At 60.8% G+C, this 24,458-nt stretch carries 21 protein-coding genes and 1 pseudogene; 13 read left to right on the forward strand and 9 right to left on the reverse strand.

All coding sequences use genetic code 11. The features are described 5' to 3' along the window. The first annotated feature begins 38 nt into the window (after positions 1-38). The 5 genes from ACFRFQ_RS10955 to ACFRFQ_RS10975 are packed head-to-tail and all read left to right on the forward strand — an operon-like array spanning position 39 to position 4,799. Positions 39-1,079, forward strand: coding sequence for an acyl-CoA dehydrogenase family protein (locus tag ACFRFQ_RS10955; RefSeq protein WP_378656762.1), 1,041 nt, complete (start codon positions 39-41; stop codon positions 1,077-1,079). Next, a complete protein-coding gene (locus ACFRFQ_RS10960) occupies positions 1,064-2,215 on the forward strand; it encodes an acyl-CoA dehydrogenase family protein (protein WP_378656764.1) in 1,152 nt (383 codons plus the stop codon). The genes ACFRFQ_RS10955 and ACFRFQ_RS10960 overlap by 16 nt, the downstream gene beginning before the upstream one ends. A 9-nt stretch (positions 2,216-2,224) precedes the next feature. Then, positions 2,225-3,202: a bifunctional MaoC family dehydratase N-terminal/OB-fold nucleic acid binding domain-containing protein gene (locus tag ACFRFQ_RS10965; RefSeq protein WP_378656767.1), complete on the forward strand. Its 978-nt coding sequence runs from the start codon at positions 2,225-2,227 to the stop codon at positions 3,200-3,202. After that, positions 3,202-3,633 (forward strand): MaoC family dehydratase, encoded by a 432-nt coding sequence (locus ACFRFQ_RS10970; protein ID WP_378656769.1) that lies wholly within the window; start codon positions 3,202-3,204, stop codon positions 3,631-3,633. The genes ACFRFQ_RS10965 and ACFRFQ_RS10970 overlap by 1 nt, the downstream gene beginning before the upstream one ends. Further along, positions 3,630-4,799, forward strand: a complete 1,170-nt coding sequence (locus tag ACFRFQ_RS10975) for a lipid-transfer protein (protein ID WP_378656771.1) — start codon at positions 3,630-3,632, stop codon at positions 4,797-4,799. Before ACFRFQ_RS10970 ends, ACFRFQ_RS10975 begins: the two co-directional genes overlap by 4 nt. Before the next feature lie 113 nt (positions 4,800-4,912). Here the strand turns inward: ACFRFQ_RS10975 and ACFRFQ_RS10980 are convergent, their stop codons facing one another. Beyond that, positions 4,913-6,241: a DUF222 domain-containing protein gene (locus ACFRFQ_RS10980; RefSeq protein WP_378656777.1), complete on the reverse strand. Its 1,329-nt coding sequence runs from the start codon at positions 6,239-6,241 to the stop codon at positions 4,913-4,915. 158 nt (positions 6,242-6,399) lie between these two features. Here ACFRFQ_RS10980 and ACFRFQ_RS10985 point away from each other — a divergent pair, with 158 nt between their 5' ends. From ACFRFQ_RS10985 to ACFRFQ_RS11015, 7 genes are all read left to right on the forward strand, one after another. Continuing rightward, positions 6,400-7,401: an AraC family transcriptional regulator gene (locus tag ACFRFQ_RS10985; protein ID WP_378656779.1), complete on the forward strand. Its 1,002-nt coding sequence runs from the start codon at positions 6,400-6,402 to the stop codon at positions 7,399-7,401. A gap of 154 nt (positions 7,402-7,555) precedes the next feature. Beyond that, entirely contained in the window at positions 7,556-7,966 is a 411-nt protein-coding gene (locus ACFRFQ_RS10990) for a VOC family protein (RefSeq protein WP_378656781.1), read from the forward strand. A 121-nt stretch (positions 7,967-8,087) separates the two neighbouring features. Next, positions 8,088-9,281 (forward strand): serine hydrolase domain-containing protein, encoded by a 1,194-nt coding sequence (locus tag ACFRFQ_RS10995; RefSeq protein ID WP_378656784.1) that lies wholly within the window; start codon positions 8,088-8,090, stop codon positions 9,279-9,281. 90 nt (positions 9,282-9,371) lie between these two features. Beyond that, positions 9,372-10,220, forward strand: a complete 849-nt coding sequence (locus ACFRFQ_RS11000) for a mycofactocin-coupled SDR family oxidoreductase (RefSeq protein WP_378656787.1) — start codon at positions 9,372-9,374, stop codon at positions 10,218-10,220. Continuing rightward, the gene (locus tag ACFRFQ_RS11005; protein WP_378656790.1) at positions 10,217-11,674 is read left to right on the forward strand and encodes an MFS transporter; all 1,458 of its coding nucleotides are present in this window, start codon (positions 10,217-10,219) and stop codon (positions 11,672-11,674) included. The genes ACFRFQ_RS11000 and ACFRFQ_RS11005 overlap by 4 nt, the downstream gene beginning before the upstream one ends. Before the next feature lie 65 nt (positions 11,675-11,739). Then, the gene (locus ACFRFQ_RS11010; RefSeq protein WP_378656793.1) at positions 11,740-12,696 is read left to right on the forward strand and encodes an ATP-binding cassette domain-containing protein; all 957 of its coding nucleotides are present in this window, start codon (positions 11,740-11,742) and stop codon (positions 12,694-12,696) included. After that, the gene (locus ACFRFQ_RS11015; RefSeq protein WP_138871765.1) at positions 12,693-13,493 is read left to right on the forward strand and encodes an ABC transporter permease; all 801 of its coding nucleotides are present in this window, start codon (positions 12,693-12,695) and stop codon (positions 13,491-13,493) included. Before ACFRFQ_RS11010 ends, ACFRFQ_RS11015 begins: the two co-directional genes overlap by 4 nt. A gap of 5 nt (positions 13,494-13,498) precedes the next feature. Here ACFRFQ_RS11015 and ACFRFQ_RS11020 read toward each other — a convergent pair whose 3' ends face one another. The 3 genes from ACFRFQ_RS11020 to ACFRFQ_RS11030 form a co-directional block, all read right to left on the reverse strand. Continuing rightward, a complete protein-coding gene (locus tag ACFRFQ_RS11020; protein WP_378656797.1) occupies positions 13,499-14,287 on the reverse strand; it encodes a putative protein N(5)-glutamine methyltransferase in 789 nt (262 codons plus the stop codon). A 175-nt stretch (positions 14,288-14,462) separates the two neighbouring features. Next, the gene (gene iri / locus ACFRFQ_RS11025) at positions 14,463-15,899 is read right to left on the reverse strand and encodes a rifampin monooxygenase Iri (protein WP_378656800.1); all 1,437 of its coding nucleotides are present in this window, start codon (positions 15,897-15,899) and stop codon (positions 14,463-14,465) included. Between the two features lie 148 nt (positions 15,900-16,047). Then, positions 16,048-16,638 (reverse strand): TetR/AcrR family transcriptional regulator, encoded by a 591-nt coding sequence (locus ACFRFQ_RS11030; protein WP_378656803.1) that lies wholly within the window; start codon positions 16,636-16,638, stop codon positions 16,048-16,050. A gap of 81 nt (positions 16,639-16,719) precedes the next feature. Between ACFRFQ_RS11030 and zapE the strand changes: the two genes are divergently transcribed. Further along, the gene (gene zapE, locus ACFRFQ_RS11035; RefSeq protein ID WP_378656806.1) at positions 16,720-17,673 is read left to right on the forward strand and encodes a cell division protein ZapE; all 954 of its coding nucleotides are present in this window, start codon (positions 16,720-16,722) and stop codon (positions 17,671-17,673) included. On the opposite strand, the gene ACFRFQ_RS11040 is transcribed toward zapE, so the two are convergent. The 5 genes and pseudogenes from ACFRFQ_RS11040 to kstD all read right to left on the reverse strand — a co-directional run bounded on the left by ACFRFQ_RS11040 (position 17,651) and on the right by kstD (position 24,383). Further along, complete coding sequence (locus ACFRFQ_RS11040; RefSeq protein ID WP_378656809.1) at positions 17,651-18,475, reverse strand: PE-PPE domain-containing protein; 825 nt, start codon at positions 18,473-18,475, stop codon at positions 17,651-17,653. The genes zapE and ACFRFQ_RS11040 overlap by 23 nt on opposite strands. A 185-nt stretch (positions 18,476-18,660) precedes the next feature. Then, complete coding sequence (locus tag ACFRFQ_RS11045) at positions 18,661-19,836, reverse strand: serine hydrolase domain-containing protein (protein ID WP_378656812.1); 1,176 nt, start codon at positions 19,834-19,836, stop codon at positions 18,661-18,663. A 159-nt stretch (positions 19,837-19,995) separates the two neighbouring features. Continuing rightward, the gene (locus ACFRFQ_RS11050) at positions 19,996-21,759 is read right to left on the reverse strand and encodes a cholesterol oxidase substrate-binding domain-containing protein (RefSeq protein WP_378656816.1); all 1,764 of its coding nucleotides are present in this window, start codon (positions 21,757-21,759) and stop codon (positions 19,996-19,998) included. A gap of 53 nt (positions 21,760-21,812) precedes the next feature. Beyond that, positions 21,813-22,669: pseudogene (locus ACFRFQ_RS11055) on the reverse strand (MaoC/PaaZ C-terminal domain-containing protein). Next, complete coding sequence (gene kstD / locus ACFRFQ_RS11060; RefSeq protein WP_378656819.1) at positions 22,659-24,383, reverse strand: 3-oxosteroid 1-dehydrogenase; 1,725 nt, start codon at positions 24,381-24,383, stop codon at positions 22,659-22,661. The pseudogene ACFRFQ_RS11055 and the gene kstD overlap by 11 nt, the downstream one beginning before the upstream one ends. Positions 24,384-24,458: the final 75 nt, after the last annotated feature.

Genomic DNA, 24,458 nt, shown 5'->3' on the forward strand with positions numbered 1-24,458 from the left:
TAGAACACGTTCTATATTGACGATGGGAATTTGCCAGCGTGGACTTCACCAGAGATGAAACCCAGGATGCGGTGGCCGAGGTGGCTACCGCACTCCTGGCCCGCGAACTTCAGCCGGATGCCCTGTGGGCGGCCTTCGCCGAGGCGGATCTGCTCACGTTGGCGCTTCCGGAGCGACTTGGCGGGGAGGGTCTGTCGGTCGCCGACGTGGGCGCCTTGCTCGCCGAAGTCGGCCGGTCGGCGGCGCCGATACCGGCGCTTGCCACTCTCGGCTTCGGGGTGCTCCCCATCGTCGCTCTCGGCAGCGACGCCCAGCAGGATGAACTTCTCGCCGGTGTCGCCGCGGGGCGGGTATTCACGGCTGCCTTGGCTGAGCCTGGTCGTCAGTTTCCGGTCCAGCCAACCGTTGTCGCGCAGAAGGCCGGTGATCGGTACCGCGTGAGTGGGACTGTGCTGGCAGCCCCGTTCGCTGCGAGTGCACACCGAGTGCTGGTGCCGACAGACGCCGGAGTTGTGTTGATCGACCCGAACTCGGCCGGTGTGACACTCACGCCTACCCCGAGTTCATCCGGCAGTCCCGAGTTCGCGATAGTTCTCGACGATGCCATGGGCGAGATGCTCGGGGCAGGTGCGGAGGCAGTGCACGCGCTGTATCGCATAGCGCTGGCGAGCATCGGCGCTGTGGTCGACGGGTTGCTCTCCGGAGCGGTGGATCTCACCGCTGCCCATGTCGGATCCCGCGAGCAATTCGGTAAGCCGCTCGCAACCTTCCAGGCGGTTGCGCAACAGATTGCCGACGCCTATGTCACGTCCCGGACACTGCATGTTGTGTCACTCTCGGCATCGTGGCGTGTGTCGGAAGGCCTTGATGCGCAGTCTGATCTGGATGTGATGGCTTACTGGATAGCTCAGGAAATTCCGGCGACCATGCAGGTTCTCCATCACCTGCACGGCGGTTTGGGGGTGGATGTCACCTATCCGCTTCACCGCTATTACGGGGCAGCAAAAGACCTGGCGCGCCTGCTCGGTGGCGCTTCACATCGACTCGACCTCGTGGGGGCCCGGTGTTCATCGATCTGACCGACAGTCAGCGCGCGTTGCAGGCTGAACTTCGTCGCTACTTCTCGACCCTGATCTCGCCCGACGAGGCCAAGATCATGCGTACCGAACGCCACGGGCCGACTTACCGTGACGTGATCCGCCGAATGGGCAAGGACGGGTGGCTCGGTGTCGGCTGGCCGGTCGAATACGGCGGACGAGGCTTCGGTGAGGTGGAGCAGCAGATCTTTGTCAACGAGGCTGTGCGAGGGGATGTTCCGCTGCCATCGGTCACACTGCAAACGGTTGGCCCCACGCTGCAGAAGTACGGTAGCGAGGAGCAGAAGCAGAAGTTCCTTCCCGCTATCCTGGCCGGTGAAGTGCATTTTGCCATCGGCTACACCGAACCTGAGGCCGGTACCGATCTCGCGGCTTTGCGTACCGGTGCCGTCCGTGTGGGCGACGAGTACGTAGTCAACGGCCAGAAAATCTTCACCACCGGTGGACATGATGCGGACTACGTGTGGCTGGCTGTGCGAACTGGAGCAGCAGATTCGCGTCACCGGGGTATCTCGATCCTGATCATGGACACGAAGGATCCGGGGTACACCTGGACACCCATCATCACCTGCGACGGTGCCCATCACGTCAACGCCACCTACTACGAAGACGTCCGCGTTCCGGTGAACATGCTTGTGGGTGAGGAGAATCAGGGCTGGCGTCTCATTACCACTCAGCTCAATCACGAGCGAGTCATGCTCGGACCAGCAGGTCGCGTCGGTGGCATTTACGATCATGTCTTCGACTGGGCTCGCCGGGAGGGTCTCCTTGATCACGCCGACGTGCGACGCACGTTGGGGGAGATTCACGCAACCTACCGACTGAACGAACTCCTCAATTGGCAGGTAGCGTCGAGTGATTCGGAGTCGGTTGACGTTGCCGATGCTTCGGCAACCAAAGTTTTTGCCACCGAGCGTATTCAGCGAGTCGGCCGACTGGCCGAGGAAATCGTCGGTCGATACGGCAACCCTCTCGATCCGAAGACCGCTGATCTCATGGAGTGGTTGGACATGCAGGTCAAGCGCAATCTGGTGATTACCTTCGGTGGCGGGGTCAACGAGGTGATGCGCGAATTGATCGCGACTTCCGGCCTGAAGCTGCCAAGAGTTCCGAGATAGGAATTGACTGTGCCAGATTCCATTCTTACTGCCGCAGAGCAGGTTCGTGCGGATGGTCCGAGCGCACCTCGGGCCGGGCGAGATCCGGTGAACGTGCCGATGATCCGCAACTGGGTCGAGGCGATCGGTGACAAGAACCCGATTTACATCGACGAATCCGCCGCGCTCGCGGCCGGGCATGACGGTCTGGTCGCTCCGCCGGCCATGGCGCAGGTATGGACGATGCGCGGACTCGGTGCCGTACGCGAATCCGATGATCCACTAGGCCGTATGACGGACATCCTCGACGAGGCCGGATACACCTCCGTTGTCGCAACCAACTGCGATCAGACCTACCACCGCTACTTGCGGCCGGGCGAGGAAGTGACGATCACGTCTGTCTTGGAAGACGTTGTAGGGCCGAAGAAGACGGGCCTCGGTGAGGGCTGGTTCTTCACAACCCGAAGCTTGTGGCATGTCGGTGACGAAGTGGTATCCGAGATGATGTTCCGGATCCTGAAGTTTGCTCCGCCGGTCAGTGCGACGGTTCCATCGGATGTGCCAGACGATCTGGATTCTTCTCGAATGCTACGTCCCACGCCGTCGCTGGACACACAGTTCTTTTGGGATGGTGTTGCTGCGCACGAACTTCGGATTCAACTACGACTCGATGGCAGCGTGCAGCATCCACCGGTGCCCGCCATCTGGAAGGACAAGTCGGCCCAGACCGACTACCTCGTGGCTTCCGGTTTGGGAACCGTATTCAGCTTTGTTGTCCACCATGCGCCCGCAGTGCCCGGTCGCTCCCTTCCCTTTGTGGTTGCACTCGTCGAACTACCGGAAGGTGTGCGCATGCTCGGCGAACTTCGCGATGTCGCACCAGCCGATGTCTCGATCGGAATGGCCGTCGAAGCAACGTATCTCGATTTTCCGGGTGATGAAGAGACAGGCGGAACGCCGTGGACCCTGTATGCGTGGGTACCGGTTTCGCAGCAGGAGGAAACTTGATGACCGCGGTTTCAGAAATCTCTGTGGGAGAGCAGCTTCCGATACTCTCGATCTACGGAGACCCGACATTTGTCGTGTCCACGGCGTTGGCAACGCGCGACTTCCAAGACGTGCATCACGATCGTGACCTTGCGCAGCAGCGCGGCTCGAAAGACATCTTTGTCAATATCCTCACCGACACCGGGTTGGTGCAGCGATTTGTCACCGATTGGGCGGGCCCGAGAGCGGTCATCACCTCGATCAAGCTCCGGCTCGGGGTGCCCTGGTACGCGTACGACACTCTGACGCTCAGCGGAACCGTCAGCAGCTTCGACGAGGCACTGGTTACGGTTGCCGTGGTGGGCAAGAACAGTCTGGGTGATCACATCACCGCCGAGGTCGCGCTCACATTCACCACGCTGACTTCCACGACGGCGGGAGATATCGAATGAGCACATTGTCGGGGAAAGCAGCAATCGTCGGTATCGGCGCGACGGACTTCTCGAAGGAGTCGGGGCGCAGTGAACTGCGACTGGCTGCGGAGGCCGTCCAAGCAGCACTCGATGACGCGGGCCTGACACCCGCCGACGTCGACGGGCTCACCTCGTTCACGATGGATACCAATACCGAAGTAGCAGTGGCACGTTCGGTGGGAATTCCGAACCTGAAGTTCTTCAGCCGCATCCATTACGGCGGCGGTGCTGCTGCGGCCACCATCCAGCAGGCAGCTATGGCTGTGGCGACAGGAGTAGCGGACGTCGTTGTTGCCTATCGCGCGTTCAACGAACGCTCCGGTGCGCGGTTCGGTCAGGTGAACTCCGGTCTTGTGGCACAGGTCAATTCATCGGGGACCGACAATGCCTTCTCGTACCCGCACGGATTGGGAACTCCCGCGTCGTTTGTCGCAATGGTGGCGCAACGGTACATGCACGTGTACGGCGCTTCCAGTGAGGACTTCGGCCGCGTCGCCGTTGCCGACCGCAGGCACGCTGCCACAAACCCCAAGGCCTTCTTCTACGGAAAGCCGATCACTTTCGAGGATCACCAGAATTCTCGGTTCATCGCCGAACCACTGCATCTACTCGATTGCTGTCAAGAATCCGACGGCGGTGTTGCCATCGTGGTTACGTCGGCCGAGCGGGCCAAGGATCTGAAGAACACCCCTGCCGTCATTGCCGCCGCAGCTCAAGGCAGCGGGGCCGATCAGTACATCATGACCAGCTATTACCGTGACGGTCTGACCGGACTTCCGGAAATGGGGATGGTCGGAGATCAACTCTGGTCACAGAGCGGTTTGCGGCCGGCGGATATGCAGACTGCGATTCTCTACGACCACTTCACGCCCTATGTGCTGATGCAACTCGAAGAGCTTGGCTTCTGCCGCAGGGGGGAGGCCAAGGATTTCATTGCCGGTGGCGCAATCGAACTCGGCGGCAAACTCCCGATCAACACTCACGGCGGTCAACTGGGGGAGGCATACATTCACGGGATGAACGGCATAGCCGAAGGTGTCCGTCAGATCCGCGGGACTTCCGTGAACCAGGTCGACGCTGTCACGAACGTATTGGTTACTGCCGGTACCGGAGTGCCGACATCTGGGCTGGTATTGACCCGCTGAACTGATGTTTTGCTGAAATGCCTGCTCTTGCCACGGCCTGTGGGCTCCGTGTCGGATGGTGGTGTCCGGTGCGGAGCCTTGGCTGTGTTCTGTTGTGGCGCTGGGGTGTTGTGTCAGGTTGTGAAGGTGGTGTTCGCGGGTTGCGGGTGTTGGTGTGGGTCGATCGCCGGGGGTGGGATGAACCAGGGTTTGTTGTCGGCGCCGATTCGGATTTCCCATTTGCCGACAAATCCGGTTTTGCGGTGCATGAGTCGGTGGTGTGAACGGCACAGCAGGACAAGGTTGTTCATTATTGTGGGGCCGCCGTTTGCCCAGTGTCGAATGTGGTGTGCGTCGGTCCAGGCTGGTACGCAATCGCAGCCCGGGAAGGCGCAGCCTTTGTCGCGGGCGATCAGGGCGATGCGTTGTTCGGCTGTGACCAGTCGTTTTCCGGGTCTCGCATCAAGCGGTGCGCCGTGGTCGTCGAGCAGGATTGTCGAGAGGAAGCAGTCGCAGCCGAGCAGTCTGGTCTGCGAGAGGGATAGTGGTCCCATCCACGGCATGTGCCCGACGTCGAGGTCGGCAAGATCGAGATCGAGTGTGCCGTCGTCATCGCCGTCCTCATTGGGAGTAGAGGGTGCGGCGGCGCAGTCGCGGTGTTCGGCGAGGTCGCGGGCGTTGATGTGTACGTTCAGGTGTGGGCGTTGGCCGCCGTCGATACCGGTTTTTGCGTTGTCGAGGTAGCGGCGGATCAGTTCGGTGAATCCGTCGGCGGTTCGTTTGGCTGCGGATCGGGCATCGGGTGTTCCGTCGGGTGCCGGGGTGGGCATGGTCAGGTTCGAGAGGGCGGAGAGAAGCATTTCGCCGGTGACGGCGTCGAAATCGCCTCGGACGACAACCCGCCCGTTCAACGTTGTTGCGATGCGTAGTTCGTTGCGGTCGATGTCTTCGGCGGGTGGAATATTGTCGGATTCGAAGAGTCGTTCCAGTGTTGCGATCACGTAGCGGATTTTGGTGGTGGTGGCTTCGATTCCGGAGGCGGCGGCCAGTAGGAGGTCGATGCACTGGGGTAGTGCTTCTTCGGGCATTGCTTTGGGTGGTGATTCGCAGAACGACATGATCAGTGCGGCGTGGTCGAAGGAGCAGTCTCCGGCGTCGAATCGTGCCGCTACCGTGGGGAATGTCCGTAGTGCGGTGCCGAGGGCGGCGATCTTGTTTCCGGCCGGGATCTGCAGCATCGTGTGTGCCGCCAACCAGCGGCCGGTACTGCGGTAACAGAGCACCTGGTCGTCGGGGCGTAGGGAGAGTTCGTCGACGACGGCGACGCGGATCGCTTCGAGTCGCAGGATTTCGGCGCTCGCCTCGATTGCGGCGGCCCGTAGCTCGGCTGCCGGCGCTTGCCAGAGCGTGGCTCGTAGTCCCGCGGCGGGACCGGAAACCACAGTTGATGTGTCGATGTTCATTGATGCCCCCCGAATGTGGATCCCCCGATCCGCATCACTTCAGTGTAGTCGAATGCCTGTTCGAGTCAAGGGTATTGATGCGATGAACTTTCGAATTGGCTACGGAATGCTTGATAGGCTTGCGTGACCTTCGCCGATCCTGATGCGATACTCGGACCATGTTCGAGAATGCCTTGCTGATTGACGCGGCGGGTCGTCCGACCCAACGGCACGACCAGGCCTTTTCTCGGGACTGGGACCGCATCAAGGAGTGGTCCGACAATGTCTACATGCCATATACGGTCACGCCGATCGGTAGTCGATTGCGCCCGGCATCCGAGATGTATACGGCTTCCGTCGGTCGGATCGACATCACCCGGTTCTGCTACGGCATCCCGGTCACTGTGGGTGAGTGTTCGCCCGAAGCGGGAAACATTCTTGTTCTGACGACGATTCGCGGGAACGGGCGGCATGCCCTTGGTGGTGGTTCGTCCGTGAATACCGCTGTCGGAGAAACGTTTGTGGCGGACTGCAGTCGGACCGACTATTTCGTGGAGTTCGACGAGAATCATCTGCAGCTGAATTTGACTGTGCCGCACCAACTTGTCGCCGATCATGCCCAGCAGTGGTATGGGCGCGTTCCGGATGATCGTCTGTGGCAACACAAATGCTCGATCGGTGGGCGCGGATCAAGTTGGTTGGCGCTGATGGATTACGTGGTGCGGGCGGTCGCAGAGTCACCAGAAGCCCTGTCTCGTGAACGGTTGGGCGCGCGGGTGCAGGAGTTGGTTACCGCGCAACTGCTCGAGGAGTGGGCGGCACAGGCCGGTATTGCACTCGGCGCCGGTATCGATTCTGCGGAGCCCGCGTATGTACGAGCGGCCGAGGAATATATCGACACCTTCGCTCGATCGGTTCCGACTGCTTCGGAGATCGCGGCAGCGGTCGGAGTAAGCGTTCGGGCGCTCGCCGCAGGCTTTCGCCGGTACCGTGACACGACTCCAGGGCAGTTGTTGCGAGAGCGTCGGCTTACCGGAGTACGAAGTGAACTCCTGCTTTCGGACGGAAGAACAATCTCCGATATCGCCAACGCCTGGGGATTTGTCAACCTCGGCATTTTTGCTGCCGGATACCGGAAACGGTTTGGGGAATTGCCGTCGCAGACCAGGTCACGAGTCTGAGTGTGTGGTCTTGGGAAAGTCGTGACACCCCGTTTGCCTCTTCGAGGGTCTGGGTTGATCCGTTGTTTCTTGTCGGAGCCTTCTGCAAGGATTGACCGTGAGAGTGACAGTAATGCCCGGAATACCAAACAGACCTCGCATTAGGAGCTCAGTCATGGCATCTCGACTCAATCCGTACATCAGTTTCAACGGCGACGCCCGTGAAGCGATGGAGTTCTACAAGAGCGTTTTCGGTGGCACGCTCGCGCTGAATACCTTTGGCGAATTTGGCCAGGAGGGCGCCGGCTCAGACAAGATCATGCACGCAATGCTCGAAACCGACGAGGGGTACACCGTGATGGGCTCGGATACTCCTCCCGGTATGCCGTACAACCCGGGTGACAACATCACCGTCAGCCTCAGCGGCGACAACGGTGATGTACTGCGTGGCTACTGGGAGAAGCTTTCTTCCAGCGGAAACGTGTCGATGCCGCTCGAAAAGCAGATGTGGGGCGACGAGTTCGGAGCCTGCGTCGACAAGTTCGGAATTAACTGGGTCGTAAATATCAGCACTCAGCAGAGCTGAGCGATCCGGTCCGGTTCTGCCGAAACCAGACGGAACTTCTGCCGTTTGGAGGCAGAGCCGGGCATGTGATCGTCGTTACATTCTCTCTGACAAAAGAGTTTCAGTCGGACGGAGAAGTGTAATGACGATCGAAGATGTTGCAGGAAAGGCTTTTTCGAAAGAGCGTTTCGACGGTCTGTTGGCGGATGCCGTGCGCGGACCTGATGGTGTCCCCGGCGTGGTTGCCATGATCACCGATCGTGACGGCAACGTCTACGAGGGTTCGGCAGGCGAGCGTGCCGCAGGCTTCGGAGACCCGATGTCCACGGATTCGGTCTTCGCGCTCTTCTCGACAACGAAGGCGATTACCGGAACTGCCGTACTGCAGTGCGTCGAGGAAGGTTTGCTCGATCTCGACGCGCCGGCGGCCAAGTACGTTCCGGAGATCGGTGAGTTGAAGGTTCTCGACGGGTTCGGTGATCAGGGCGAGCCGATTTTGCGGGAACCGAAGCGGGAGATCACTACTCGCATGCTGATGCTCCACACGGCCGGATTCGGCTACGACTTCTTCAACGAGTCGTACAACCGCCTGTCGCAGGATCATGGTCAGCCCAGCGTGATCACGTGTACCAAAGCTGCGCTCACCACTCCGCTGCTTTTTGATCCCGGCGAGAAGTGGGAGTACGGAACCAATATGGACTGGGCCGGTCAGGTAGTGGAATCCATTCGTGGACAACGGCTCGGCGACGTGATGCGAGAGCGCATCTTCGAACCGTTGGAGATGACGGACACTGCATTTTCGATGACTCCGTCGATGAAAGACCGACTTGCCACCATTCATCAGCGCGAAGACGACGGAACGCTCACTCCGCTCGTGGGATTCGAGCTCCCTGCCGAGCCTGAAGTACACATGGGTGGACACGGGTTGCACGGATCGGTCGGTGACTACATGAAGTTCATCCGGATGTGGTTGAACGACGGTGCCGGCAGCCAGGGGCGAGTGTTGTCGCAGGAAACGGTGGCGGCAGCAACCAAGAACGGACTCGAAGGCCAACATGTCGGCCTTCTGCCTGGCGTCATCCCGACGTTGTCCAACGACGCCGAGTTCTTCCCCGGGGTTCCCAAGGGCTGGGCATACTCGTTCATGACGAATGAGGAAGTGGCTCCCACCGGACGGCCCGCGGGTTCACTTGCCTGGGCTGGACTGGCCAATCTCTACTACTGGATCGATCGCCGAAGCGGGGTAGGTGGATTCTGGGCCACGCAGATCCTGCCGTTTGCAGACGCAGGGCCTGTTGGCGGGTACTTGGATTTCGAGTCGGCTGTGTACCGCTGATTCCCGCTGTCCGGGATCGCAAGTCTCTCAGGGTGGGAGTTCGGAGTACTCATGCAGTAAGCGAATGTGTACAACGAACTAGGAGATGGCATGAACAGCCTCGAGGGCAGTTTCGAAGGCAAGGTTGCACTGATCACCGGTGCCGCTCGAGGTCAGGGACGTGCGCACGCTGTCGCGTTTGCCGAGCGTGGCGCAGACATCGTGATCTGTGATCGCTGTGAGAACAGCGACGCCGTCGCCTACCCTCTTGCTACCGAAGAGGATCTTGCCGAAACCGTCCGCCTGGTCGAGGCCACGGGGCGTCGTTGCATCGCAGTCAAGGCAGATACCGCCGACCGCGAAGCAATGGACGCCCTGGTGGCCCGCGCGGAAGCAGAGTTCGGCAAGGTCGACATCGCCGTCGCGAACGCTGGTGTGTCGGTTCCCGCCCCGATTTCCTCGATGACGTCGGCCCAGTGGAACGAAGTCATTTCGTCGAACCTCACGGGTGTTTTCAACACGGTCGCTGCGGTGTCCGGCGGAATGGCGAAGCGTGGTTACGGCCGAATCATCACCATCTCCTCGATGATGGGCCGATCCGGCGGCACGCAAATGGCTGCGTACGGCGCCTCCAAGTGGGGTGTCATCGGACTGACCAAGAGTGTCTCCCTCGAACTCGCCAATTCCGGTGTCACGGTCAATGCGATTGCGCCGGGCAATATTTCGACGCCGATGATCCACAACGACATGATGTACCACATGATGCGCCCGGATCTCGAAGAACCGACGATGGCCGACGTCGAACCGGTGTACGCAACACTGCACGCACAGCCCGTCGGGTGGCTCGATCCGTTCGAGATCACTCGCGTCGTCCTGTTCCTCTCAGCTGATGCCAGCGCACACATGAGCGGCATCGTTGTCCCTGTCGACGCCGGAGTCGCTGCTCGTTCGAACGCTTGACCGCAGAGTCGTCCCGCGTTCAGGTGCGGGCAGCGTGGGTTGTCGGAGTTTTGAGTCTGAGCGGTGTGGTGGTCGCACTGCAGCAGACTCTGGTCGTTCCGCTTCTCCCTGAGTTTGCGACGGCATTGGGAGTCTCCAACTCGACTGCGTCGTGGTTGGTGACATCAACATTGTTGACTGGTGCTGTCGCAACTCCGCTCATCGGCCGGCTAGCTGATATGTACGGCAAGCGGGCCATGATGCTGTTGTGTCTCGGTGTCATGATCGTGGGTTGCTTGATTGCCGCGACCAGTCAGAGTTTCCTCGTTCTTGTACTCGGTCGATCGATGCAAGGATTTGCCTCCGCGTTGTTGCCCGTCGGGATCAGCATTATGCGCGACGCCCTCCCTCCCGAAAAGCTCAGTGGTGCAGTAGCTCTCATGAGCGCGACCGTGGGCATCGGGGGAATGGTAGGGATGCCGATGGCGGGGGTGCTGTCAGAACAATGGGGTCTGTCCTCGCTCTTCTGGGTGACCGGTGCGGTCGGTATTGCCGTCGCAGTTGTACTGCCTTTTGTCGTACCGGAATCTGCCGTGAAAAGCCGCGGGCGCTTCGATTTCCTCGGCGCACTAGTCTTCACGGCGGCCATGACCAGCTTGCTTCTCGCCATCTCCAAGGGCACGGAATGGGGTTGGGCAAGTCCGGTCGTTCTGGTCCTCATCGTTGCAGGCATTGTGCTGCTGGGTTCGTGGGTTCCGTGGGAACTCCGCACGTCGGCGCCGCTCGTGGATTTACGAACATCGGTTCGCGCCCCGATCCTGGTATCGAATATCTGCGCACTACTGCTCGGCTTTGCCATGTTCATCAGTTCGCTGGCTGCCACGCAGGAGCTGCAGCTTCCCGCGGAATCCGGGTTCGGACTCGGACTGTCCGCGTCTGCAGCGGGGCTGGCAATGTCGCCGGGTGGACTCTTGATGGTCCTCCTCGCGACTGTTTCACCTAAGGTCACTCGTCGCTGGGGAGCCAAGACGACACTGGCGACTGGTGCCATCGTCATTGCTCTCGGTTATGTCCTGCGTGTATTCCTCACTCCCACGTTGTTCACCATCATTCTCGGCACGGCGATTGTGTCTGCCGGTGTTGCATTTGCCTTGGCCGCGATGCCGACCTTGATCACCGAGTCGGCTCCACTCGACCAGACTGCCTCCGCAAACAGCGTCAACAGTCTGCTCCGATCCGTGGGTACTTCGACCGGAAGTGCCGTCGCCGCTGCGGTATTGGCCAGTTCGACCGTCTTGATCGGCGTCGCGGTCGTTCCGACCCTGCATTCCTTCGAGGTTCTCTACTCGATCGGTGCGGGAGCTGCGTTCCTAGCCGCGATAGTGACAGTGGTGGTCCGCGTCGAACGAAAAGACGCTGTTCAGTGGGATCGCTCGGGAGCAAAGGTCCAGTCCGGAAAGGCCGTCCGCGACTAATTCCGTAGCAATCTGTCGGTGCCTTGGGTCACACTGAGGGTCGAACAACCGATACGGGAGGACGCATGACCGGAGCGATTGTGGCCGAGGGACTGGTCAAGAAGTACGGCGAACTGACGGCGTTGGGCGGCGTAGATCTGGAAGTGCGCGAGGGCTCGGTGATGGCACTTCTCGGTCCCAACGGCGCGGGAAAGACCACAGCGGTTCGCATATTCACCACGCTGCTCACTCCTGACTCCGGGCGCGCCGAAGTCGCAGGCCTGGACGTCGTCAAGGATGCACGGGCTCTGCGATCCAAGATCGGGGCATCCGGTCAGTACGCTGCAGTCGACGAGTACCTCACTGGGTACGAAAACCTCGAGATGGTCGGACGTCTGTATCACCTCGGAGCAAAGAAAAGTAAGGCGAGAGCGCGCGAGCTACTTGACCAGTTCGACCTGGTCGAAGCCGGGGATCGGCCGGTCAAGGGCTATTCCGGCGGCATGCGTCGACGCCTCGACCTCGCTGGTGCATTGGTGGCCCGGCCGCAGGTTCTGTTTCTCGACGAACCGACAACGGGACTCGATCCGCGAGCGAGACTCGGACTCTGGGATGTCATCGAAGGGTTGGTGGCACAGGGCACGACCCTACTGCTCACGACGCAGTACATGGAGGAAGCAGAAAGGTTGGCCGATCAGATCGCGGTCATCGACCGCGGTTCTGTGATCGCACGTGGAACGTCGGACCAACTCAAGGCGCGGGTTGGCGGCGAACGTATCGAACTGAGCGTGCATGAGAGCGAACACCTCGACGTCGTCCGGGAGGAATTGAGGTCACTCGCTGTTGGGGAGATACAAATCCAGGAGAACGTCCGGCGTGTCACCGTGCCCGTCGACGACGGCACCGACGCCTTGGTCGCAGCCCTCAATCTTCTCTCTGCCCGCGGGGTCAAGGTATTCGACGTCGGGTTGCGTCGACCAACTCTCGACGACGTATTCCTCACATTGACCGGGCACCAGGCTGAATTGGAGGACCAGAAATGACCGTGCAGATGGCGATCGAAGACGGCCTGACCATTGCCAAGCGAAATCTCATCAAGATCAAGCGTGTTCCCGATCTCCTTGTGTTCACGACGCTCTCGCCGATCATGTTCGTGTTGTTGTTCGCGTATGTTTTCGGTAGCGCGATTTCCGTTCCGGGCACGTCGTATCGCGAGTTTCTGATTGCCGGAATCTTCACGCAGACAGTGATATTCGGAGCCACCTGGACGGGTCTGGGTATGGTTGAGGATCTGCAGAAGGGGATCATCGACCGGTTTCGTTCCCTGCCGATGGCGCCGTCGGCGGTCCTGATAGGCCGCACGTCCAGTGACGTTCTCATCAACGTGATCAGCTTGGTGGTCATGTCGATCACCGGCCTGCTGGTGGGGTGGCGCATTCACTCCAGTTTCTTCGAGGCGCTGGCCGGATACCTACTTCTGCTGCTGTTCGCCTACGCGTTGTCCTGGGTCATGGCAGTGGTCGGTCTCTGGATCAGGACGCCGGAAGTGTTCAACAACGCGAGCTTCATCGTCATATTCCCGCTCTCGTTCATCGCCAATACGTTTGTCGAAACCACCAACCTGCCAGGGCCTTTGAAGGTGATCGCGGAGTGGAATCCGGTGTCAGCCGTGACTCAGGCAGTGCGTGAACTTTTTGGCAACACCAATCCTGCCATGACGGTTCCCGACGCGTGGCCGCTGCAGAATCCGGTTATCGCTTCACTGTTGTGGACGGGTGGATTGCTGATCGTCTTCGTGCCGTTTGCTATCCGTCGATATCAGAAAGCTGTCAGCAGGTGACGCGACTACGATTTGGTACCGATCACCACGGTTGATGATGTTGCGTCGTGTACCGATATCGTCACGAGAAGTCCTCCGTGAGTGAATGATTCCACCGTGCGGTCCACTTGTTCGTTGCTGGTTTCGACTAGCAGGTGTCCGCCGGATTTGAGCCACGTTGCTGCCTCGTCGGCGATCCTTCGTTGGATGTCGAGTCCGTCGATGCCGCCGTCGAGAGAGACTCGGGGTTCGTGGAGTCGCGCTTCGGGTGGCAGGAGACGGATCGAATCAGTGGGGACATACGGTGCGTTGGCCGCTATGACGTCGATGCGGCCCCGGAGTCGGGAGGGCAGCGGATCGTAGAGATCGCCGTTGAGGACGTGGCCAGGCGGGATGATGTTGCGCCGCGCGCAATGAACCGCAGCGGGTTCGATGTCGGTGGCGTACAACTCGATCGCCGGGACGTTCGCCTGGAGTGCCGCGCCGACGGCGCCCGAGCCGCAACAGAGATCGACAGCCACACCTCCGGGGGCGGTCAACGAACACGCCTGTCTGGCCAAGAACTCGGTGCGCCGACGTGGCACGAATACCCCGGGTTCCAGCAGTATGCGCAAGCCGCAGAATCCTGCCCAGCCGACAATGATCTCGAGTGGTTCGCCGGCTACCCGCCGAGCGATCATGACGTCGAGTTCGGTGGGGGATTGTGCGGCATTCAGTAGAACGCGCGCTTCATCCTCGGCAAAGACGCATCCTGCGCGGCGAAGGACGTCGGTGGTGGATTTTTGCCGAGAACGGGAGGGTATCGGTGCAGCCATGAGAGTGCCTTTCGGGAATTACCGTATGGGCGCTCTCGATCGCTACCGGGAAACGAACGGCGGAGGCGGCGCCCCTACTGACCACGCGGTAATGGGACTCACCTCCTCGCATCTGTATATCGACCTGCAGGTATTGGACGTCGATACTCTATCGAAGCATCACCGTCTTCGCTTGTCATCTGGAGTCTTCGCTGCGATCTCCGAACCACCGCTCCAGGGAGCCACTCAACTCCGACTGTGCGTCACCGATCCAGGCAATGTGGCCGTCGGGACGAAGCAGCACGGCGGGTGAATCGAATTCGGCGCTCGTGTCGACGATGTGGTCAACACGATCGCTCCATCCGTCCACCGACAGTTGGCCGCCCTGGTCGAGCAGCAGTCCGCGTCCGGAGTGCATCAAGTCGTAGAGGTTTCCGCTGTTCAAAGCGATGTTTCGTAGACGCCGGCCCAGCAGGTCATGGTCGCCGCCGAAGTCGTAGCGAACCGAGATCGCGGTGATTTTCTCGGTCAGGTAGCGGTTGACGTCGTCGAAATTCATCAGCTCGGAGATCAAGCGCCGCACCGCCTGTGGCCCCGCTTCGGTGGAGATCAACTCCGCCTGCGCACGCGTGTTGTCCAGAACGTCGGCGGCCACCGGGCGGCGTTCGGATTCGTAAGTGTCGAGCAGGCCCTCCGGTGCCCAGCCCTGGATCTCCGCGGCGAGCTTCCAGCCGAGGTTGAAGGCGTCCTGGACGCCGAGGTTCAGGCCCTGACCACCCATCGGCGGGTGAATGTGCGCGGCGTCGCCGGCGAGGAACACCCGGCCACGACGGTAATGATCGGCCAATCGTGTGGCGTCACCGAAGCGTGAGAGCCACCGCGGGGAGTGCACGCCGAAGTCCGTGCCGGCAATGACTCGTAGTTGTTGTTTGATGTCGTCGAGCGTGGTCGGGACTGCGCGATCGTCGGCAACATCAGCTGCCGGAACCACGACGCGAAAGGTGCCATTTCCGGCCGGACCGATGCCGAATCGCTTGTGCGTTTCGCGGATTACGGTGACGACTGCGGTCAGTTCGTCCACCGGCATGGTCACGTCCATTTCACCGATCAACGTGTCGGCGCTCGACGGCTGGCCTGGGAACCCGACATCGATCAGCTTCCGCACCGTGCTGCGCCCGCCGTCGCACCCGATCAGGTAGCGCGCGTGAAGTGTTGTACCGTCGGATAATTCGGCGGTGACGCCGTCGTCGTCCTGACGGACCGCGGTGACGCCCTTGCCGCGCCGAATGTCCGCGCCGACCTCGGTGGCATGTTCGGCAAGGATTCTGTCGATTTCCGGCTGGGGTATGCCCAGTACGTAACCGTGCTCGGTATCCAAGTAGGAAGGTGCGGGTTTCGAGATTCCCGCGAAGAATCCACCGAGCGGATACTTTCGGCCGTGCGCGAGGAATCTGTCCAGTAGGCCGCGCTGGTCCATGATCTCGATCGTGCGTACGTGGATGCCGAGGGCACGGACAAACGGTGCCGGCTCCTCGTCCTTGTCCAGAACCACGACGTCGACCCCCTGTAGACGGAGCTCACCGGCCAGCATCAATCCAGTTGGTCCGGCACCCACCACGATGACGTCACTCATGCAATCCCCTCCTCCGGGCAAGGCGTGCGCTTGCTCGCAGCAGCCGAGTCTGCACCATCACCCGGGGCTTGCCGCAAGCCCCGGGGCACGCGATACGGTGAAAGTGGCGGGAAGCGATTGTTGCGCCCGGCCGATTGAAAGGCCTCGACTACCTGATACTGCGCAGGTACGCGTCAATCGGAATCCTCAATTGAAGAATGGATTCTGCCGGTTCGACGTGATGGGTCGGTGTTGATCTCGATCCGATGCATCGATCGAATAGCAAGCCCTCCAGCAAGCTGACAAGATCGGATGCAGCACTTTCCGGATTCTTCACGCGATGACCTGCGAAGATCTCTTGCGCTCTGGCTGTGGAGAACAGGCTTTGCGCCAAGGCATCGTGCAGTTCACGATTGCTACGGATCTCCAGTAGGAGAGCGTACCGGGCGATCAACTCGTCTCGTCGCCGAGTCAGGAGATCGCCAAGGTATCGGGCGATCACCGTTGCCGGATCGGATTTGTCGTCCAGAAATTCCGCGAATGTCGATTGCGACTGCTCCACGATGTGTTGGACCGCCGCTGCAAGAAGGGACTCTCGGGTTCGAAAGTAGTAGGAGGTTGAACCCTGCGGGATCCCCATGGCGGCATCAACGGCGCGATGAGTCAATGCCCGCGGGCCGTGTTCAGCGATGATCGTGACAGCGCACGCTCCCATGAGGGGTCTGCGATCTGCGTTCATGCCCATCCCATTCATGCCCATCCCGTTCTGCGTAGTGCGGATCACGTTGACTCGAGTTCGAGTCGCTCTCTAGCCTCGACTCTACAGATGTAGAGGAGAATCATGCGACTGGACGAAGAGCAGTTGTCGGCACGTGCATCACTCGACGCATTACGGGAGCGGATTTCGATCGGCGGCGGTGGGGGTGGGATCTACCTCTGGGGTGGCGTCGGACGTGGAAAGACCATGCTCATGGACGCGTTCTACAACAGTGTTTCAGTAAGCAAGCGGCGCATCCACTTTCATCAATTCTTTGCGGATCTGCACACTCGCGCCCATAGTCTCGGGTCGATGGGCGAAGCGCTGAACCAGGTGGTCGACGGGATTCGGCTCCTGTGCTTCGACGAGTTCCACATCGACGACGTCGCCGACGCACTGTTCATGACGCGAGTTCTCGAGACGATCGTTGCGCAACATGTGACTGTTGTTGTCACGTCCAATGTCCCGCCGAACGAACTCCTTCCGAATCCACTTTTTCACGAGCAGTTCGTACCCTCGATCGAGTTGATCGAGAAGGCGTGGAATGTGATCGAGTTGAGTGGAGCGGTCGACTACCGAACGCTGCGGGAACCGCGTGAGCGGGATCGAAGGTTTGCGTCGGGTGCATTTCACTCTGGTTCGGAAACACATGACGGCCGCGGTGAACCGGTCGAATTGACAGTGGGGTCGCGCACAGTGATGTGCTCTGCGATTCGCGACGGAGCCGTGTGGTTCGATTTCGATGTGCTGTGCGGTGGTTCGACGTCGGCGGCGGACTACCTCGATCTTGTTACCCGGTTCGATGAATGGGTGATCCACCGTGTGCCGATTCTCTGCACTGCAACGGAATTCGCAGTGCGGCGTTTCGGGAACGTCGTCGATGTTCTGTATGACGCCGACGTGCGATTGACGCTGTTCGCCGATGGAGACCTCGAGGACGTCGCGGGCAGTCTTCGTGAGGTTCCTGGACTTGCCCGGCTTTTCAGTAGGCTGTCGATGCTTCAGCCGATAGGCGTCAAGGTGCGGTCAGAACAGTAGTCAGCGCGCCCGACAGTGCTGCTTTGACGTAGGGCGTGAGGTTCTCGACGAGCCGTGTGGCGATTGCGGTGGCGACCTCCGCGGGCTGTAGGGGAACGGTTGGTGATTCTGGAAGCGAAGGCTGCGGCGGCGGAGTGCTGTCCGTCATCATCGGTTGATACGTACCGTGTTTCGTGAAGTAGCCGAAAACAGAGTCGACAAATTGTTCCGGCGCATCGCGTGGTTTGGGCATGTTGCAGATGCCGTCGCCCTCGATGCATACCTCCTGGACCGGAATGTCGCCGAAGCCCGCGCGGGTACCGGACATCGTTGCACCCGGAACAACGTTCGGGATCACGGTTTCGATGCCGCCGCGGGAGTTCCGAGGGTCTGAATACAGGACGCCTGTCACCTGAGATTGGGGAACGGACCCGTCGCGAGCGATGTCGCCGAGAACGTCGCCCGCAATCCGTGCACCTTGGGAGTATCCGGTAATGACGACTTCGCTTCCCGGACACTGGTTGTGAAAGGTATCAACTTCGGTATGAAGTGCCTGGACGCCGACAGCCACACTGGCGTCGTACGTCTGGTCGCCGAGAGGCCAGAAGCTAGCTGGGTAGCTCACGGGTTTTGCGACATATCCTTGGGCGGCGTAGCGATCCGTGACAGGTTGCGTGGTGTTGCCGGTCGGATCCCATGTTCCACCAACTGCGAATACCGCGCCGGCCGGGCATGAGTTCGGCGATGCCGTCGCAGCATTGGCGGACAGCAGTGCCGTCCCCAAGGCGAGCGTGCACACCACTGACAGCGAGTATTTCCTCATCGGGCCGTCCCAATCTATCTTTTGCTCTCGTAGCTTCACGGGGAAGCTCGCGGTCCGACGCGGGTTGTTCGGTACTGAGCGCAATGGTGACGGTGTGATGAGTCCTGGAGGTATTCCTCAGGTAAATACGACGTTGCCAGTCACAAGAAAGGCAGTGACAACAAAGCAGTCACAAGAAACCTCGGTCACGTGCCGGGCACGTGCGGCGGGTTGTCCGGAACCATGAGCGCGCCGATTGCGTTGCTGATGGGGACAGCATTGTTGCCGTTGACGTTGGATGTCGGTCCGAGAGTTGCGTAGATGACAATGGTGGTCTCAGACTGCGGTTCGTAGAGGGCAACACCGTTGTATCCGCCGTACGCCGGGTTCATGACGAGCCAACCGTCGAGGTGGGCCGTTCCGAAGGTGAAGAACTTGTCGGCGGTCAGAGGGCCGAGGCCCGCGGTTGTCGGGGCCATCTGTTCGGCGAAGACTGTGTCGGAGAGCAGTTCACCCGTTCCGAGGGCGCGAACCCATTTTCCGATGTCGGTGACCGTCGAGTTCATGTTGCCGCTGTGTAGGAAGGCCGTGGGATTCCAGAACGTCGAATCCTCGAAGACGCCGCGTTCAGTGGTGTAACCGTGCAGGACGGGGTCGGGGATCTGTGGGTTCAGCGCAACCCGACTGTCAGTCATTCCGAGCGGATCGAAAATGCGCTGCTGCAGTAGGTCACTCAAAGATTGCCCGGCCGCCTTCTGGACAACTTCACCGAGCAGAGTCAGGTCGCTGTGCGAGTAGCCGAAACTGGTGCCGGGTGCAAACAACGGTGGACGGGTGTTGGCGAGATCGAGGATTTCCTGCGCGGTCCAGCCCCGGATCGGGTTGGCGTAGAAGCGCTTGTCGAATTCGGGATTGGTTACGTAGTCGGAGATTCCGGTGGTGCTGTTGGCGAGCATTCGTGGGGTGATCTGATCGGAGCGTGGAAAGCTCGGCTCCCACTTGGCAATCGGTTCGTCGAGCGGGAGAGTGCCGGACTCGTCGAGTTGGAGAAGGACAGTCGAGAGCATCGGTTCCATGGGCTGTCCGACGCGTACTTGCATATCGGTTGTTGCGGGAACACCGAGCGGGGATTCGCCGACAGCGCCGGTGGCCACGACGGCGTCACCTCGCCACACGCCGTACACCGCGCCGCTGAGACCGAGCTCGGTGACCTGGGCCTGGACAATGTCGGTGATCTTCTGTGATTCGGGAGTGACGGTGCTTGCAGCGGGACTGCTCGTGCCTGCGCTGGTGTCTTCGTTGGATCCGCAGGAAACAAGTGCCGCCGCGGCTAAGGCAATCACGGCGAATCGAGTTCGTCGCTGTCGCGAAGTGGACCTCATAGGGGGCGATCCCTTCGTGTCTTCAGCCGAAAAGGAATGTCGCAGTTGCCTGAATCTACCGTGATCGGCGCACATCCGTTGATGAAATGAAACGACTGGAGCCGACAGAAAAGCCCGGCACTTTCGTAGGTGAAGGTGCCGGGCAGTACTGGTCGAGAATTACGGAAGTAGCTGTTCGAGGAAGGTATTGCTGAAGACCTTGTGCGGATCGAGTGCATTGAAGGCGGCATTCGCGGTATCCCAGTTGTCGCTGGTGGGGACGCCGTCGCGGTAGGTCTGGGGGAGGTCGTTGTCGATGATCTGTGCGTCGGTGTACGGCTTGTCGGGGCCGAATGCCCAACCTTTGGACCACTCGGGGCGGAAGGTGGCGTCGTTGTTGTTGTAGTGGCCGCGCATCCATTGCTCCATTTCCCGGTAGAACGCGAACATGCCGGGTGTTCCGGGGACTCCGAGGACGTTGAGCCAGATGGCGGTGTCCCATTCGGGGTGGTCGGGGCGTGGGCGCATGGCGGAGATGGTGGGGGCGCCGGCGGACGTGACTTCGACGTCAGATGGTTCGTCGAGGCCGCAGCAGCGGATTTCGACGGGTCCGTTGAGAGGGAACTGCCCGATGGACCGGTAGTACTCCATCCGGCCGTTGAACCAATGGGTGAAGTCGTGGATGACCTGGCCGATGTTGGCGCGGGACGTGATGACAGCGCCTCCACCTTCGGTGAGGCGCAGCGTGGTTGCCCGGATGTAGAACTGAACGTCCTTGGACCAGCCCCACAAGTCGTTGGCGAAGGTCGCGGCGAGACCGGCGACGGTGGTGGCGTACATAATCTGCCCGAATGCGGGTGCGATGCCGGGGTTTCCGGAGTTCATCTGTCCGATCATGTCGGTGATCGGTTCGGGGAGGTTGTCGGAGAATATGTAGTTGTACGGTCCCGTGACTTCGCGGGAGAAGCGAGGCTTTTCGGGGGAGAGGGACCACACCTTCATCCAGGGACGTTCGGTGAAGGGGTACCAAATCGCCTCTGCGCGGCCATTTTCGCGGACGAACTTCTCGAAGGTGCGTCCGGAGGCGCCGCGAGGGCCGAAGAGTTCCTGCCAACCGATGTCCGTGTAGCTGACGCAGCGCATGCGGTAGTTGGGTGCTGCCTGCAGTGTGACGGAGGTGAGGAAGGTGCGGCCCAAGTGGGTCAGGAGTGGCTTGATGGCAGCGTCGGCCCGCGAGTACGTCTTGAGCGCGTATTCACTGCCGTTCCAGACCACTGCGGTCAAAGAGGTGACGAGGTTGGAGAGGGAGCCGAAAGTCTGTCCGGGAACATGGGCTTCGCCTTCCGCAGGCAGGGCCGCGCCGTGGGCGTCGACCGCAAGGCAGCCTGCGATGGACAGGACGCCGGGGGCGGGGAGATTGGCGAAGCCGAGGCCCTGGGCCTGAAGTGCGGTGGTGATGGCGTCGAGGGTGGCACCGGGTCCCGCGGTGACCGTCGCCGGTGATCCACCGGCATCGACGTTTACCCAGTTCAGATGGACCATGGTGTCGGCGAGGATGACTTTGTCGATGGAAGCGCCGTTCACCACAGTCAGGGGTGTCCAGCCGTGCATGGCTCCGCGGGGGCGGATGGTGTAACCGTTGGCATGTCCCCAGTTGGCCAGGCGTACTACGTCTTCGGGTGTTTTGGGAGCGCAGGTCCAGATGGTGTCGAGCATGATCTCTTTGGACCAGTTCTGGTACGCCTGCTGGTAGAGCGCGATGCCTTCGGGGAAGGCGGGCGGCGGTGTGAGGGTCGGTACCGGGCCACCCACGGAGCCGGAAGAGCCGGCGGGGACGGCGTAGGCCGGTGTCCAACCGGCGAATGCGGTCGCGGCTACGGCTCCGGCTCCGGCGGCCATGAAACCTCGTCGGGACAGTCGGAACTTTTCGTCTTGTGCCGTCATCTTCGAGCTACTCCATCGGGTTCGAGAACTACGGTGAGTTCAAAAGGTGGATCTCAGGCAAGAGTGAGAACTACGTCAGCTAGTGCGGGGGCGTCGCGTTCCGCGACAAATGCGGAGATCAAGAGTTGCCCTTCGCCTTTCCAGATTCGGACGCTCAGGTTCTCACCCGGGAAAACCACCCCGGCAAAACGTGCACGGAACCCGGCCACCTGCGTGCTGTCGCCGTCGAGCATCGCGTCTACTGCGGCCTTGCAGACCAATCCGTAAGTACACAGTCCATGCAGGATAGGCGCTGGAAAGCCTGCAGCGGAGGCGAATTGCGGATCTGAGTGCAATGGGTTGCGATCACCGCACATCCGATAGAGCAATGCTTGCTGTGGAAGTACCGGTACCACGATCTCCGAGTCGGGCTCGCGATCAGGTAGCGAAACCGATTCCGCCGGACCACGTTCACCCCCGAAACCACCTCTCCGCGGGCGAAAATCGACGAGCGGGCAGTCCAGAGCGGGTTGCCGTCGGTGTCGACCGTGACCGATTCCTGCACGATGACTGCAGCTTTGCCCTTGTCCCAAATTTCGGCGATCCGAGTTGTGGTTCGGCCACTGCCACTGGCGGGAATCGGCTGATGAACAGTAACTTCCTGGCTGCCGTGGACCACTTTCGCGAGATCGATCTCGATGCCGGGGAACGAGACCTTCGGCGCTTCGGTGGCGTGGAAGTTTGCCGCGACGGTGGCGAAGGTGGGCAGTACCTGTGGCTTCTCGTCGTCGAGGTATCGCAATTCGTTCGGATCCAGCGGACGGGCCCCGGCACCGAGCGCCAGGTGGTAGTGCTGCACGTCCGACGGCGTCCACGAGAACTCCTGTGGTGCAAGCTCTGCGCCGAGTGCTACGGAAAGATCAATTGGCATGATCGACCGCCGTATTCGCAGCTTCGGTGGTAGTAGCGGTCTCAGCGTTCTTCGCGCGCTCCGCGATGTCCAGCACTGCCAGGTAACCGAAAGTCATTGCAGGGCCGATGGTCGCGCCTGGTCCGGCGTACGTGTGGCCCATGACCGGTGCGCTCGCGTTGCCCGCGGCGTAGAGACCTTCGATGACGCTTCCGTCTTCGCGTAGTGCTCGGCCGTTGACATCGGTGCAGATGCCGCCCTTGGTGCCGAGGTCACCCGGAACCATTTTGATGGCGTAGAACGGAGCCTTGCTGATTTCGGCAAGGCTGGGGTTCTTCAGGCGGGGATCACCGTAGTACGCGTCGTAGCCACTGTCGCCGCGGCCGAAGTCCTCGTCCTTGCCGTTGCGCGCGAAGCCGTTGAATCGCTCGACGGTTTCGGTCAGTGATGCGACGGGAAGTCCTGTCTTCTCGGCCAATTCGGCGATCGTCCCGGCCTTGACCACGATGCCGGCCTTGAGCCAGCGACCCGGGAAGGGGGAGCGGGGAGTGATACCGGCAAACGTGTAGCGGTTGCGATAGCGCTGATCGAGGATCATCCACGTCGGGATGTTCTCGCCGGGGCCTTCGCCGTGGCCGTACTCGCCGCCGTACATCGCATGGGTTGCCTCGACGTACGGAGCCGCCTCGTTGCCGAAGCGCTTGCCGGACATGTTGACCATCATGCAGCCGGGAAGGGTCCGCTCGGAGAGAGCGAACCACGGTCCACCGGTCAGTGGTATGGACGGACCCCACCAGGCGTCGTCCATGAAATCGACTGCAGCGCCGATCTCTTGGCCCGCGCGGATGCCGTCGCCGGTGTTCGCCTTGGCGCCGACGGTCCAGTCCGTGCCGATGGGCCCGCGCTGGTACTTCTCGCGCATTTCCTTGTTGTGCTCGAATCCGCCGGATCCCAACACAACTCCGTGGCGAGCACGGATGACCTGCTCCTCGCCGTCGATGAGGACGTTGACACCGCGAACCGCGCCGGCTTCGGTGTACAGGGAGGTCAGCGGGGTGTTCAGCAGGATGGGCACTCCGGCGGACTGAAGACCGAGTCGAATGCCGGCTACCAGTGCCTGTCCTCGAACCAGCAGATCCTTCTTGGTGGCCTTGGCAGCGAGGAATCGCATGCCGACCTTCATGGCGCGCAGCGGTCCGCGCGGATTGCGCATCAGCAGGTTGAGCCACTTGTAGTCGGCCTGGGTGATGACAAAGTTCTTGGGGGCCTTGACGTAGTCGGGTTCGAGATTCTTGCGATCGGCGCCCAACTTGTTGCCGTCGAACGGGGTGGGCTCGACACTGCGGCCACCAAGGCGTCCGCCGGGAGCCTCCGGGTAGTAGTCGGAGTAGCCGGGAACCCACTGCAGTTCGAGCGGGCTGTTCTTCAGCACGAACGAGAGCATCTCGGGACCGCGCTCGAGGTAGGCGTCGATGCGTTCGGGAGCGACGACGTCGCCGATGATGCTGTGCAGGTAGGAACGGGCGGCCTCTGGCGTGTCGGTGACACCGTCTGCCTGCAGTGCCTCGTTGTTGGGGATCCAGACTCCACCGCCGGATCGGGCGGTCGATCCGCCGTAGTGGGCAGCCTTCTCCACGATGACCACGCTCAGACCTTGATGGGCTGCGGTCAAGGCTGCTGTCATACCTGCGGCACCACTGCCGACGACGACGATGTCGTATTCCTGCTTGCTCATGTAGAACACGTTATAGAATGATGGGGGTGTCAGTCCATGCTTTCTGCCAGTAAGTATTTACAAACGTTGCCTTCG

It is taken from the genome of Rhodococcus sp. NPDC056743, assembly GCF_042790355.1.
GTDB lineage: Bacteria > Actinomycetota > Actinomycetes > Mycobacteriales > Mycobacteriaceae > Rhodococcus_F.